9 protein-coding genes are annotated in these 13,447 nt (G+C 71.4%); 8 read left to right on the top strand and 1 reads right to left on the bottom strand.

Features of this window, described 5'->3' with window-relative positions; genetic code table 11:
* Window positions 1-54: 54 nt before the first annotated feature.
* Genes nuoH through WMF36_RS39405 form a run of 3 tightly spaced genes read left to right on the top strand, consistent with a single transcriptional unit; the run spans window position 55 to window position 5,073 of the window.
* Window positions 55-2,031, top strand: coding sequence for an NADH-quinone oxidoreductase subunit NuoH (nuoH, locus tag WMF36_RS39415; protein ID WP_437575979.1), 1,977 nt, complete (start codon window positions 55-57; stop codon window positions 2,029-2,031).
* A gap of 49 nt (window positions 2,032-2,080) precedes the next feature.
* Complete coding sequence (locus tag WMF36_RS39410; protein WP_437575978.1) at window positions 2,081-3,910, top strand: hypothetical protein; 1,830 nt, start codon at window positions 2,081-2,083, stop codon at window positions 3,908-3,910.
* Window positions 3,907-5,073, top strand: a complete 1,167-nt coding sequence (locus tag WMF36_RS39405; RefSeq protein ID WP_437575977.1) for a trypsin-like peptidase domain-containing protein — start codon at window positions 3,907-3,909, stop codon at window positions 5,071-5,073. Before WMF36_RS39410 ends, WMF36_RS39405 begins: the two co-directional genes overlap by 4 nt.
* Before the next feature lie 172 nt (window positions 5,074-5,245).
* Here WMF36_RS39405 and WMF36_RS39400 read toward each other — a convergent pair whose 3' ends face one another.
* A complete protein-coding gene (locus tag WMF36_RS39400) occupies window positions 5,246-6,067 on the bottom strand; it encodes a hypothetical protein (protein WP_437575976.1) in 822 nt (273 codons plus the stop codon).
* A gap of 285 nt (window positions 6,068-6,352) precedes the next feature.
* Here WMF36_RS39400 and WMF36_RS39395 point away from each other — a divergent pair, with 285 nt between their 5' ends.
* From WMF36_RS39395 to WMF36_RS39375, 5 genes are all read left to right on the top strand, one after another.
* A complete protein-coding gene (locus WMF36_RS39395) occupies window positions 6,353-7,813 on the top strand; it encodes a hypothetical protein (protein ID WP_437575975.1) in 1,461 nt (486 codons plus the stop codon).
* Window positions 7,810-9,999: a hypothetical protein gene (locus WMF36_RS39390; RefSeq protein WP_437575974.1), complete on the top strand. Its 2,190-nt coding sequence runs from the start codon at window positions 7,810-7,812 to the stop codon at window positions 9,997-9,999. The genes WMF36_RS39395 and WMF36_RS39390 overlap by 4 nt, the downstream gene beginning before the upstream one ends.
* A gap of 104 nt (window positions 10,000-10,103) precedes the next feature.
* Complete coding sequence (locus WMF36_RS39385; protein ID WP_437575973.1) at window positions 10,104-11,048, top strand: hypothetical protein; 945 nt, start codon at window positions 10,104-10,106, stop codon at window positions 11,046-11,048.
* Window positions 11,049-11,077: 29 nt separating this feature from the next.
* Complete coding sequence (locus tag WMF36_RS39380) at window positions 11,078-12,139, top strand: hypothetical protein (RefSeq protein WP_437575972.1); 1,062 nt, start codon at window positions 11,078-11,080, stop codon at window positions 12,137-12,139.
* Window positions 12,140-12,227: 88 nt separating this feature from the next.
* Window positions 12,228-13,406, top strand: a complete 1,179-nt coding sequence (locus WMF36_RS39375; protein WP_437575971.1) for a hypothetical protein — start codon at window positions 12,228-12,230, stop codon at window positions 13,404-13,406.
* Window positions 13,407-13,447 lie beyond the last annotated feature (41 nt).

The raw sequence follows: 13,447 nt of genomic DNA, 5'->3' as shown, positions 1-13,447 counted from the left end.
GCGACGTTCTCCGCAATCTCGACCGCCCGCGCGGCGCGGTTTATAAGCGGCGCCATGCGCGGATCTCCACCCTGGAGGGCTCTCTCTCGAGGCTTCCTGCCGTGCCTCCTGGCCCTCCTTGCCCTGCTCGGCGCGGCCGGCTGCGGCCAGAGCAGGACGGCGCCCGAGCTCCTGAGCGTCATCGACGTCGTGCCGCGCGAGGTGGACCTCGGCGATCGCATCGAGATCCTCGGGACCAACCTGCCCACGGCGCAGGCGAAGGAGGCGGTCGTCACGTTCCGCGGGACGCTGAGGCGCCCCGGCCAGGCGCCGCTCACCGGCCAGAGCATCGAGATCGACGGCGCGCAGCTCAGCAGCAACAAGGTGTCGCTGGTCTTCTCCGACGGGCTGCAGGCGCGCTTCGCTGGCCGCGGCGACGACGCGGTGCACACGACCTTCCACGGGGACGTGACCGTCGAGATCCCCGCGACCACGCAGGGAGCGCTCCCCGTGTCCGGCACGGTGAGGGGCGTCACGCTCGACTTCATCCCGCCGACCCCGCGCCGCGCCGTCCTCGCGGCGCGCGAGAAGGAAGGGGCGCGCGCGCTCGCGTTCTTCGGCATCGAGGTGGCGGCCGAGTCGCCGCCCGCCGGCGGGCTCGTCGTGACCGGCGTGCGCGACGGGAGCCCCGCGAGCCGGGCGCAGATCCTCGCCGGCGACGTCATCACGAGCTTCGAGGGCGTGAAGGTCCTGTCGAAGGGCGACGTGAGCCCGGGGGGCCACGAGCGGCTGTCGCCGGTCGGGATCCGGCGGGGCGCGGCCCCGTCCGAGGTCAAGCTCTCGACCGAGGGGTTCCACGCGAGCGCCCCGACCGATCTGCTCGGCGCCGGGATCCTCCTCGGCGTGGCCGCCGCGATCATCCTGCTCTTCGTGGCGCCGACCGCGGGGATCATCACCTGGGTCGAGCGCCGCGTCTCGGCGCGCATGCAGTCGCGCATCGGGCCGAACCGCGCCGGGCCGCAGGGCTTCCTCGTGTGGATCGCCGACGGCATCAAGTCGATCCTCAAGGAGGACATCATCCCGGCCGAGGCCGACAGGGCGCTCTTCCGGCTCGCGCCCTACCTCGTCGTCGTCGGCGTGTCGGCCACGTTCGTGGTCATGCCGTTCGGCCAGTACCTCATCGCGGCCGACCTCGACATCGGCATCCTCTTCGTCATCGCCGTGACCTCGCTGGTCACGATCGGCCTGATGACCGGCGGCTGGGCGTCGAACAACAAGTGGTCGCTCCTCGGCGGGATCCGCTCGGCGGCGCAGATCATCAGCTACGAGATCCCGGGCGCGGTCGCGATCGTGTGCATCGTGATGATGACCGGCTCGCTGCGGCTCCAGGACATCATCGCCGCGCAGGGCGGCACCGGGGCCTCGTTCCTCGACGTGGGCGGCTGGCCCTGGCACTGGTTCGTCTTCCGCAACCCGATCACGTTCGCGCTGTTCTTCCTCTACTTCACGACGGCGCTCGCGGAGGGCAACCGCGCGCCGTTCGACCTGCCCGAGGCGGAGAGCGAGCTCGTCGCCGGCTACTCGACCGAGTACTCGGGGATGCGGTACCTCTTCTTCTTCTTCGCCGAGTGGGCGAACGTCTTCGTGATGTGCGGCATCGCGAGCGCGCTCTTCCTCGGCGGCTGGCAGATCCCCGGCGTCTCGCCGTCGCAGCAGGAGGCGAGCTTCGGTCTCCAGCTCCTCGGCGTCTTCCTGTTCCTGCTGAAGAGCTGGTCGCTCGTCTTCGTGGTCATCTGGATCCGCTGGACGCTGCCGCGCGTCCGGATCGACCAGATGATGAACCTCTGCTGGAAGTGGTTCGTCCCGCTCTCGTTCCTCGCCTTCCTCCTGACGGCGCTCTGGATGGTGATCGGCGTCAGCAAGACGGTCCAGCTCGTCATCAGCGTTGTCACCTTCGCCGTCTGGGCCTACCTGCTCATCCACTTCATCCGCAGGGTCCAGTACAACCTGCGGGAGGCCAAGGTCGCGCTCCACCTGAATCCGTTCCTGTGACAGCAAACCCCGGTGTCACCTCGGCCTTGCGCTGAGGTATGCTGTCGGCGTGGCGGTCCCCTCGAGCCCGGCCTCCGACTTCTGCGCAGCGTGCGGTTTCCCGCTGCGCGGGCCGCGGTGCGAGGCGTGCGGGGTCGACCGGTCGCCGGCGCTCTCGCTCTCGCGCAGGCCGCCGCCCGCGGACGCCGACTGGGACGGCAGCTCGGTCGATGCGTGGCGCACGCGGGATCCGGTGCGCTTCGTGGCCCACTGCGCCTCGGCGGAGGCCGGGACGAACGTCCAGGCGACGACGCTGCAGGAAGGCGTGGGGTGGATCGTTCCGTTCGGGGCGACGACGCTCTTCGTCGCGCTCGACGCGGCGAACGAGCGGATGTCGATCGACGTGCCGGTCGTCCGCGTCGCGGAGCGGCAGCGGGTGCCGCTCCTCCGGACGGCGCTGGAGCTCTCCGGCGGCCCCGAGCCGTTCCGGCTCTGCCTCCGGGACGACCTGCTGCTGCTCCGCCGCGTCGGTCGCGTCGCCGCCTTCACGCCGGAGGCGCTGCGCGGCGCGCTGCGCGAGAGCGGCGAGGCGGCGCAGCGGCTCGCGGCGACGATGGCCGCCTGGTTCGACGCGCGACCGCCGTTCTCGGAGGAGCAGCGGGCGAGCCTGACGTGGGCGTCGGCCGGCCGCGCGCGGCCGCTCAAGAGCTTCTCCAGCCCGCCGGCGCCTGGCCGCCCTCAGGGCGCTCCGTCGGTGCGGGCCGCCGGTCCGCCGACGCCGGTCTCGGCGGCGCGGGCGCCGCTCGAGGAGCTCTCGGCGTGGGCGGCGCCCCCGTTGCCGCGCCTGCCCGAGTCGGTCGCGCGCCCGATCCGCGACGCGGACGTGATCCCCGACATCCTGTCCCCCTCGCTCGTGTCCGCTCCAGCGTCGCTGGGCGTCGCGTCGGGCGCTCTGTCGGTGAAAAATGGCGGCGCGCCCACGCCCAAGTCCGGCATCCTGCCGCCGGCCCACGACGGCGGCGCCGCGTCCAGGGCGATCGGCAGCATGGCGATGCCGGGGTCCGACGGCGGCGCCGCGAAGCCGGCGGCGGCGGGCCCGGCGGCGGCGGTCCCGCTGTCGGGCGAGCATGCGCCGGCCGCGGACACGCCGGGGCAGGCCGGCGATCGCCGCAGCGCGCGCACCGTCCCGTTTCGCCGCTCGACCTCCTCCGTCATGGCCGCCGTGACGACGCCGGTGTCGGTGCGTCCGCCCGCGCTGCCGGAGGTCGAGATCGATCCTCCGTCGCGCCAGAGCATCCCGTCGCGCCCCGAGGCGGCGAACACGCCGGCCGATCGGCTCTGCCAGCTGCTCCGGGACGCGCAGGTGCTCGGCGCGGCGCTCAGCTTCCAGGAGCGGCCGGGCGTCATGGTGCTCCTCATCCGGTGCACCGTGTTCCGGGCGATCTACGAGCACGGCGAGGCGATGCCCGACGCGGTGGCGCACCTCTACCGCTGCACGGCGGCCGCGACCCGCGAGCTCGTCCAGGCCGAGGGCGGCTCGCGCCGCGCGAACACCGCGGGCGTCGCCGAGCCGGCGTTCCTCGCGATGGAGCGCCTCGTGACGCTGCGCGGGCAGGTGCCCGAGGAGAAGCGGCTGCACATCGATCCGCTCACCACGGCGGCGCTCGCGCGCGAGCACCTCGGCCGCTACCTGCGCGAGATCGAGCGCGCCCCGGCCGATCCGGTGCTCCGCCACTTCCTCGCGCTCGGCGCGCTCTCGGAGCTGCTCGTGCGCACGAAGCTGCCGGCCAAGACGGAGCAGCGGCTGCGCGACATCGTCGCCTACGCGCAGCGCGACGGCGCCAAGCCGGGCACGATCGAGCTGCTGATGACGGCGCTCTCGAGGATCGTGGCCCAATGACGTCGCAGCTCGCGGCGCACGGCGACGGCGATCTGGCCCTGCTCCACGAGCGCGTCGCCCGTGCCCGCCGCTCGGTCGTGGCGATCCGCGCCGGCGCGCTCGTCACGACCGGCTGGGTGGCGCTCGGCAACGGCGTCGTGGTGACGAGCCGGCGGGGGCTCGGCTACCCGACCGAGGTCACGCTGACGTTCGAGGACGGCCGGAGCATGGTGGGGCGCGTGATCGCGGCCGACGTGGGCCGGGACGTGGCGCTGGTCGCGCCGGGCGAGCCGCTGGGCGTCGCGGCGCTCGCCGTCCGCGCGCCGGCCGAGCCGCGGCTCGGCGAGCGCGCCGCGGTGCTGAGCTGCCTCCCGGGGCAGAGCCTGCGCCTCGCGGTCGCGCGGGTCTGCCACGCGGCGCGCAAGGTCGACGGGCAGCTCCCCGGGTTCGAGCTCGACGTGGCGGCGCCGCTCGGCGCGCCGGTGCTCGATCCGGAGGGGCGCGTGATCGGGGTGGTCGCGGCGATGTCCGGCGCCCTGGGGGAGCTGCCGGGCCACAGCGCCGTGCTCCCGGCGGGCGCGCTCCAGCCGCTGCTCGCCTCGGTGGATCGGCCGCTCGCCGAGCTCCGCGACCGGGCGCCGGTGTACCGCTGTCCGGTGTGCGAGGAGCCGTTCGACATCGAGAGCGACCGCTGCCTGGGCTGCGGCCGGCTGCTGCCGCACGCGTTCGCGCCGTCTCCGGCCCGCGCGGGCGTCGAGCGGGTGATCCGGCAGGGCCTGTCGGCGCTCGGGATCATCGCCAACCGGGCGCGCGTCGGCCCGAGGGCCTGGCGGATCGCGCAGCGGCCGTTCCCGGCGGCGGAGACGGCGACGCAGGTGGACATCGAGATCGACGAGGCGGGGGGTCTTCTGTCGCTTCGCGCGCCGGTCGTGGGGTTGCCGGCGGCGAACCACGAGCCGTTCTACCGGTTCCTGCTCACGATGAACGACCAGACCACGGGGGAGTTCCGCGTGTCGCTCGCGGGCGACGAGGTCGCGGTGTCGTGCGTGGCGTCGCTGGAGGGCTTCTCGGATCACGATGCGGCGCTGCTCATCGACGGGCTTGTGCAGATCGCGGACGAGTACCGGCGGACGCTCGCGGAGACGTTCGAGGCGGCGCCGCGGTTCGAGTCGGCGGGGCGCTGAGGAGGCGGGGCGGGAAGGCGTCGGACGCGTGCCGGAGGGAGTCCGTCACGCTCGCGAAGGCGCCTGTCGTCGGAACGAAGGCTTCCGGAAGGCGCCCGTCGTCGAAACGAAGGCTTCCGATGTGCGCGGGAAGCTTCCTGCGCGCGCCGGAGGTGTGGATCGGTGTTGTGGGTTACTCGAAATTGGTCTCGCCGGTCACTTCGCCCGGCGCTGCCGGACTGGACGGCGTGGCACCGGGCTTGCCCGGGCTGGGCGGCGTGGCGGCGGACTTGCGCTGGCGCACCTTGCGGTTCGCGAGGCCGAGGCGGATGAGATAGCCGCGCTTCTTGATGACGGCGCGGGCCGTGGTCGCCCACTCGTCGAACCAGGCGCGCAGCTTGACGAGCGCCTCGCGCCGGTGCGCGGCCTCCGGGAGCTCGGTGGGCTCGGGCAGAGGCGATGTCGGGCCGAGCGCCACGTCGACGAGTCCTTGGAGGCGCTTGCGTTCTGCCTTTTCGAGGCCACGGGTGGCGAGGAAAGCGACGGCCTTCTTGTCGCTCTGCTTCATCCCGGCGCGGTCCGGATCGGTGCCATTCTCGAGGGCGTCGAGCCGCGCGAGGAAGGTGGCCACTCCCTGGATGGCGGCGGTGCCGGTGGAGGGCGCGAGGTCCTTGAAGACATAAGCGTGCACCTCGGGGAAACGCCGGCGGAGCGCGGCGGCATAACGGGCGAAGTTGGGCTCGTCCCACTGGTCGAGCTCCCCCGTCGCGGCGCGCTGCGCCCTGGCATCGTCGGTATCGGCCGAAGCGCCGGTCTTGCGGGGAGCGGCGAGGACATCGAGGAGGAGCGCACGGCCCTCGATGAGTTCGTCATCGGTCATCCCCGCCCCGGCCATCAACGTGCGAATCGCGGCGACGGCGCCTATCCCCATCAGGAACTTGGTCGCGCGCTCCGGCGTGGTCTCCAGGACCGCATCCGAATACTCCATGCTGATTTCCTCCCTGCCGGCCGGCAATGCCGGACGGCGGCAATGAGAGAGAAGTTACAATGGTAGTTTCGGGGGTGGGAAGAGGAATTTGAGCTCTCGCCGTGCTCCGGCCGCCGGATTCTTGCTCTCCCGGCGGGGCACTCCGGGGCGGTGGCCTGTGTGCTGAAGACGGACGGAACGGAGCTCGGGGCGCGCTCCGGCGCGATGCTCGGCTGAGCAATGTCCGAGCACGCCCGTGTGGACGCTTGTCTCCGGCGGTCCTGCGGGCGAGCGTGAGCCGGTGAGAAAAATCGCAGGGTGGAGGGAATGGAGATGAGGACGAGAGGGAGAACGAGACCACGGACGACGACCCTTGTCGCGGCCTTCGCCGCCTTCGCGCTCGGCGCGGTGGGGTCAGGGTGCTTGTGGGAGCGGGAGGACCGCACGTTCGGGAGCTTCTGCGCGGCGGCGGTGGGCGGCGAGGAGCATTGCGTGGGCGAGAACCTGGGCCCGAGCATCGCGTGGAGTCAGGCCGAGAAGGACGGCGCGCTGCCCATCGAGGTGTGGGCCACGTCGCCGGCCAACAAGACGCTGGAGGAGATCGTCGCGAGCGGCACCTCGCTCGACGTCTGGTTCGGCCACATCGACGAGGCGATCGCGTATGTGCGGGACGACGCGAGGAACGCCGAGTCGCTGCGGGCGACGCTTGCGGGCAAGCTCGAGTCGCTGCTCGACGAGGCGACGGACCGCCAGAGGGCGCTACTCGCGCAGGCGCCGGTCGACGCGACAGGCAGCTTCAAGGCGGCGATGATCGAGAAGGCGAGCGCCGAGACGGAGCCGCTCGCCGCCGCGCTCGCGGCCGACAAGCAGGCAATGGCGGTCGTGCAGGCGATCTTCGACCAGGCCCGGAGCGACGCGGCCCCGCTGCGATCGAAGTACGCGGGCGTCGCGGCGCGCTTCGCCGCGTACCGCGCGACCGAGGCGGCGGAGACGGCGGCGTACGCGGCGCTCTCGGAGCAGGCGTCGCGGTCGGACATCGACGGCCTCGACGGCGTGGAGCAGGCGGTGCTCGCGGCGGCGCGCGAGGCGAGCCGGGCGCCCGGCGAGCTCGCCGCCGAGATCCTGAGGTCGTCGGCGGCGCTCCAGGTCTTCGCGGCCTCCTTCGACGAGGCGATGGCGCCGCACCGGGAGCTCTTCGCGACGCACGGCGCGGTCCTGCCGGACATGACCTCGGGGGCGCTGCGGTCGCTGAACGCGATGCTGGGCGACGCGGATCGGCGGGTCGCCCGGAGCGACGCGACGGCGACGGCGCTGCTCGGCGGGATCGCGCTGCGCCGGCAGGCGCTCCGCGTGTTGCGGATGGACGAGGGGGCGCGCGGGGCGATCGCGCGGTCGCGGATCCGCAAGGCGTCGGAGATCTTCGGGGAACGTGCGCGCGCGCAGGTCGCGGCGCTGTCGGCGGCGCCGCCGGTGAGCGAGAAGCTCGGGCTGCCGCTGCTGTCCGAGCGGTGCGGGGAGCTGGCGGGGCTCGTGCAGATGCGACCGCTCTGCGGGGCGGCGGGGTCGTCGTGGCGCGAGGCCGGGTGCGCGGCGCTTCGGGAGCGGTTCGATGCCGCGGAGGCCGAGCTCAGGACGGGGCTGCCGCGGAAGATCGCGGAGGGCCTGGCGGCGCTGCGGGAGAAGGGGATGGCCGCGGCGGCGCTCGACGCGGCGCAGGCGAGGCTCGACGCGGGCGACGTGAAGGGCGCCGCGGTCGCGTATGACGCCGCCGTGCGCGGCGCGGAGGGGACATGAGAGGCTCGAAGGATGTGGCGCGGCCTGGCTGGAGCGCCGCGGCGCTGCAGAAGCTCGTCGCGCTGATCACTGCGGTGGTGTTGGTGGTGCCCTCGTTCGCGTGGGCCGGCACGCCGTACACCCTCGACTGGGTCTCCACCCAGTTCAACCCGGGGTGTCTCACCCCCGAGCTCGCCAACCCTGGAGCGCCGTACTTCCGCGTGAACGATACGCCGCTTCCCACCTACGAGGTCCCGGGCGAGTTCGCGTTCCATGACGACGGCTCGGAGAGCAATCGGATGGAGGCGGCGTTCGATTCGGTGTTGCTCGGGATGGGCATGAACGACTTCCACTTCCGCGCCAGCAGGGAGGGGGGCGACAACACCTGCGTCAACGCGCGCGAGGTGGTGAACCTCGTGTCGGTGCCGCTCGGGCTGAACAAGCCGCTCTTCGACGTCCGTCGCCGCGGGGTGGCGTTCTCCGGCGACACGACCCTCGACCTGAGCCTCGCGGAGATCAACCCGGCGCTCGCGCGCGACATCGAGATCCTGCTGGCCGAGATCGCCAAGGTGCGCAGGGATCTCGTGGCGAACGCCCCGCGGGTGGCGCGCTTGGCGGAGAAGATGGACCTGCTCCAGCAGCTCGACACCGAGCTGAAGGACCTGGTCAGCCGGCCGCTGGACGAAATCTCGCGGACCGATCTCGACGCGATCCTCGACCGGTACACGGACGCGGTCGGCGCGGAGACGCGGGCGGCGATGGAGCAGCTCGTCGACGACCTGAAGAAGAGCGTCAGCGATCTCGAGGACGAGCTCGCGCGGCTGATGGACGAGTTCGGCGCGCAGGCGGACGAGGTGGCGGACCTGGCGACGCAGGACGCGCGCGCCGAGGGGTGGAACCCGGACGACGCGGGGGCGTACGCGCTCGGAGAGAGCGAGGTGCCGTGGGTCGAGGTGCCGGACATCGCGGAGGTGGCCGGGGCGTTCGACGAGGGGAGGGACCCGTACGCGGCGTACGCGGATGGCGTGATCGCGGCGCTGGAGGCGGACGTGAGCGGCCGGGTGGTGGTCCTTCGGGCGGACTTCGTGGCGAACGTGAGGGCGTGGCGGGCGAACAGCGCGGCGCTGGAGATCGCGCTGCGCGACCGGAGGGGGGTGTCGCTCTCGGAGACGAACGCGTTCCTGAAGGCGCAGAACCGGATCACCGGGTTCGTGCGGCAGTTCATGGATGCGTCGGACTGGTTCGAGGACTCGCCGGTGCCGGCGGACCTGCGGGCGCAGGTGGACAGGGTGCTGAAGCCGCGGTTCGATGCGCTCGCGGACCAGATGAAGGACAGCCTGAACCAGTGGACGGGGGAGGGGCTCGACCTGGAGCAGACGCAGCTCTACCAGACGATCAGCGCGTTCGCGGGGGCGATGTCGACGGTCGGCGAGGGCTTCGAGGCGTACGCGGAGGTGATGCAGACGCTGGTGCACGCGACGACGCGCATCGGGGTGGGGTTCGTGCCGGTGGTGGGGCCGGCGCTCGATCTGTGCGAGGCGGTAACGGGCAAGGAGTGGTGTGTGCCGTCGGGGCGAGAGCTCAGCGATGAGGAGCGGATCTTCTCGGGGCTGGGCTTCGGGCTCGGGGCGGTCGGGCACATCTGGCACGGCGTTGCTGCCGCCGGCGCGCTACCGCCGCGTGGGATCCGGATCGCCGGGGAGATCGCGGAGGTCGATAAGGTCGTTGTCAAGGGGTTCGAGGTATGGAGGCTCCGCGGGTTCAAGACGCTGAAAGGGCACGTCACGGAAGACGGGTTCAACACCTTCGAGAAGGCGGCGATCAGCCACATGACCCGCGAAGGGCGGGCGCTCCTCGGCGTTGGCGACGAGGGTGTGCGCGAGATGCTCAAGATGCCAGCGAGCGTGAAGGCTCCGGACTTCGTGACGGTGTCCCGGGGGCAGAAGCTGATCGTGAGCGAGGTGAAGGGGGGAAATGAAATCAAGGTCAAGGAAATGATCCAGCAGTTGTCGAGCGGGATGGAGTGGCTGCGACAGAACGGGGTCGTCGGAGATGTCGAGCAGGTCGAGCTCATCATGGCGCGGGGTGGCAAGTTCAGCCCGGAAAATACCTACAGCATCAAGGACGGGTACCTCTTCAATGTGAAGAAGGGCAAGAGGGAGCCCCTGAACGGGTTCAACAGACCCATCCGGGTGATCCAGCTATGAGCGACTCGGGACCGTGGTTCTTCGCCTGGTGTGATGGTCCACAGAGGCTCGACGCGTTGCTCGCCGCGCTGTCCGCCCTCGTATACCCAGGGACTCGTATCGGCGTGTCGCACGACGCTACCCTCATCGACACGACCTCCATGGATGAGGCGGTCGCGATGATCCGCGCCGAGTTCTCCGAAGGTCCTTCCGGTGGAGCACTCTTCGACGTCATGCTGGGCGGCACCAAGCGCCTCTTCGGTTGCAGCAGTGACTGCTACACCGAAGAGGCCGCCCGTGACATCTCGGCCGGCCCCATCGACATGGCCACGAGCGACCAGCGTAGGTTTCTCTGCTCCTACCTCGAGCTCGCCTGGGGCAGGGGCCCGCGCTCGATCGAGGCCGAGGCCGCGGTCGCGTGGCACCTGCTCCGGGACGACCTCGAGGACCTCCTGCTCCGCCTCTGCGCGCCGGACGCGAGCGGTCGCATCCGGACCGGCGCATGCGCGAACGCAGGAGACTGGATCGCACCGGTGCGCATGTGCGCGACGTACAACGCGGACGCGCGGGACATCGCGCGCGACCTCGCCCTGTCGTGGCTACAGCGCCACGACAAGGAGATGGTATCGCGCAACGCGGGCCTGTCGCTGGAAGCGCTCCGCGCGCGGGTGGAAACCGCGCCGGCCGGGGCGCGCGTCCCGCTCAAGGGCGGAAGCGAGCGCGCGCACTCCCTCTCCCGCGAGACCGTCCTCAAGGCGCTGGCAACGCCGCCCTCCGCCCTGCTGGAGGCGCTCGAGGCCGCGGCGGCGCCCGACGAGGCGTGGCGCGCCGCCGAGCCGCGCGCGCGAGAGATCCTGGCGCTGACGAGCGAGATCGCGGAGACGGGCGAAGGCCCGCCCACGTGGCAGGTGCACACGGACACGCGCGCCCACGTCCGCTTCCTCCGAAAGCACGCGCCTTTTCACGTGCGCCGCCTCGCGAGCGGCGGCGTGATCCTGGCGACCCACCCGTTCCGCTCGCTCTGGCCGCTCTGGGTCGACGCGCTCTTCTCGCTCGGCCTGATGCCCTGACCCAGCAACCTCATGAGGGTGAACCAAGGATGAAACCAGGGCCGTACTTCTTCGCCTGGTGTGACGAGGCAGAGCGGATCGGCGCATTCGCGGCGGCGCTGCCGGCGCTCGTCATCCCAGGGATGTCTATCCGCGTGACGATGGGCTCCGACGTGGATCGCAGCGTGAGCTTCGTGGACGAGGCGGTCGCGATGATCCGCGCCCACTTCGGACGCACCGATGCCGACATCTACTTCGCCATGGAGTTCGACGACCGGCGCTCATTCTATGGCCACTATCGCTGCTTCACCGGGAAGAGCGAACGTCTCAAGCCGATGGGCCCCATCCACCTGGTCCCCGCAGCAGTGGCGAACATTCTCCCGCTGGATTTGTACCTCGCCCTGGGCAGCGGACCGCGCTCCGTGGAGGCGGAAGCCGAGCTCACGTGGCACATCGTTCTGGACGACCTCGAGAACCTGCTGCTCCGCCTCTGCGCGCCCGACGCGAGCAGGCGCGTCTCGACCGGCGGCTGCACGACCGCGTGGACCTGGCTCGCGCCGGTCTCGATGTGCGCGACGTACAACGCGGACGCCCGCGAGATCGCGCGCGATCTGGCCCTGTCGTGGGTCAGCCTCCACGACAAAGAGAAGGTTTCGTTGATCGCGGGCATGTCGCTGGAGGCGCTGCACGCGCGTATCGACGCCGCGCCGGCCGGGGCGCGCGTGGTTCCGACGGACAAGAGCGGGTGCTCGATCCCGCTCTCCCGCGAGACCGTCCTCAAGGCGCTGGCCATGCCGGGCTCCGCCCTGATCGAGGCGCTCGTGGCCGCCGCCGATGTGCCCGACGAGGCGTGGCGCGCCGCGGAGCCGCGCGCCGAGGAGATCCACAACCTGACGGTGCAGGCCCGGGCGCGCGGTGAGCGGTTCACCCGCGGCGGCGGGTCCCTCGCTTGGGTGGAATTGACGGGCGAGCACGTCTACTTCCTGGTGGATCACGCCCGGTTCCACGTCCGGCGCCTCCCGAACGGTGGCATCTTGCTGGCGACCCACCCCTACCGCACGCTCTGGCCGCTCTGGGCCGATGCCCTCTTCGCACTCGGTATCACGTCATGACAGAGACGCCAGGCGCCGCCTTGCGGCGCGTGAAGAGCGGTGGTCGGAGCCCTGGCAGTGAGACAGGCGTCCTCAAGGTCGTCGACCCATGAATCAAGCGCGGAGTGAACGGGGACCCGATTTCTATGCGTGGTGTGACGAGGCGGACCGGTTCGACGCCTTCGCGGCGGCCCTCTCCGCGCTCGTCTACCCGGGGGGACTTTGCGATGTCAGCCTCTCCACGCCTGGATCCTCCGAACACCTGTGGCGCAGCAAGGTTCCGCTCGACGAGGTCATCGCGGTGACACGTCCCGCCTTCAAGGCACGCTCGGAAATATGTGTGAATTTCGGGACGAAGTGGAGGTGGCTGGCCAGGTATGGCCTGAGCCTGGACTGCTATGGTGAAGAACACGAACGCCGGTGGGCCAGCGGCCCTCTGCGCGTACACTCCTACGAGTGGAAGGGGCTCTACCCGTATTACCTCGAGATCTCCATCGGAGACGGTGTGCGCTCCGTGGAGGCCGAGGCGGCGATGATCTCGATGCAGTTCGAACAGGACATGGAGGATATCCTGCTCGGCCTGTGCGCGCCGGACGCGCGTCCCCGCGTGACGACCGGCTCGTGCTCGGCCGCCTTCAGCTGGTCCGCGCCCGTCGAGGCGTGCGCGACGTACCACGCCGACGCCGCAACGGTCGCGCGGGATCTCGCCCTGTCGTGGGTGCACATCCACGACGGCGATATCGTGGAGCGCGCCGCGGGCTTGTCCCTGGACGCGCTGCATGCGCGCGTCGAAGCCGCTCCAAGAGGGGCGCGCGTCGGCGTCGCGAGCGCCGTCGAGCGCGTCGCCGAGCACTGGGGCCTCGACCGCGATGCGTCCCGATCGCGGGCCGAGCGCCCGACTCGCCCCGACGCCATTCGGCGCGTCCCACGTGCCCGTCTCGTAGGCGACGAGGATCTCACGCGCGAACAGGTGCTCGCGGCGCTCTCCATGCCGCCGGCCACGCTGATCGGCGCGCTCGAAGCCTCGGCGGTGCCGGACGAAGCATGGCGCTCCGTCGAGCCTCGCGCGCGCGAGCTCGTCCAGGAGATCATCGAGGAGCCCAGGGAGGGCGAGCCCTCCTATGAGGTGAAGGTCGCCACGGGGAGACACGTCCGGTTCATCGAGCGCCATTCGCCCTACCACGTGCGGCGCCTGCCGAACGGTGGCCTCCTGCTGGCCAGCCACCCCTTCCGCACCCTCTGGCCGCTCTGGGCGGATGCGCTCTTCGTGCTCGGCATTATGTCATGAGCGGCGCCAGAGTCCTGTTGTCCCGAATCTCATTCCGCGCT

Source organism: Sorangium sp. So ce887 (assembly GCF_051521455.1).
Lineage (GTDB): Bacteria > Myxococcota_A > Polyangia > Polyangiales > Polyangiaceae > Sorangium.
The sequence above is the reverse complement of the archived record's forward strand: the minus strand, read 5'-3'. Positions and strand labels throughout refer to the sequence as shown.

Bases quoted from the DNA above. Each gene is read 5' to 3' on its own strand.
- nuoH (WP_437575979.1), top strand. From the start codon at position 55: ATGCGCGGATCTCCACCCTGGAGGGCTCTCTCTCGAGGCTTCCTGCCG.
- WMF36_RS39405 (WP_437575977.1), top strand. From the start codon at position 3,907: ATGACGTCGCAGCTCGCGGCGCACGGCGACGGCGATCTGGCCCTGCTC.
- WMF36_RS39395 (WP_437575975.1), top strand. From the start codon at position 6,353: ATGAGGACGAGAGGGAGAACGAGACCACGGACGACGACCCTTGTCGCG.
- WMF36_RS39390 (WP_437575974.1), top strand. From the start codon at position 7,810: ATGAGAGGCTCGAAGGATGTGGCGCGGCCTGGCTGGAGCGCCGCGGCG.
- WMF36_RS39380 (WP_437575972.1), top strand. From the start codon at position 11,078: ATGAAACCAGGGCCGTACTTCTTCGCCTGGTGTGACGAGGCAGAGCGG.
- WMF36_RS39375 (WP_437575971.1), top strand. From the start codon at position 12,228: ATGAATCAAGCGCGGAGTGAACGGGGACCCGATTTCTATGCGTGGTGT.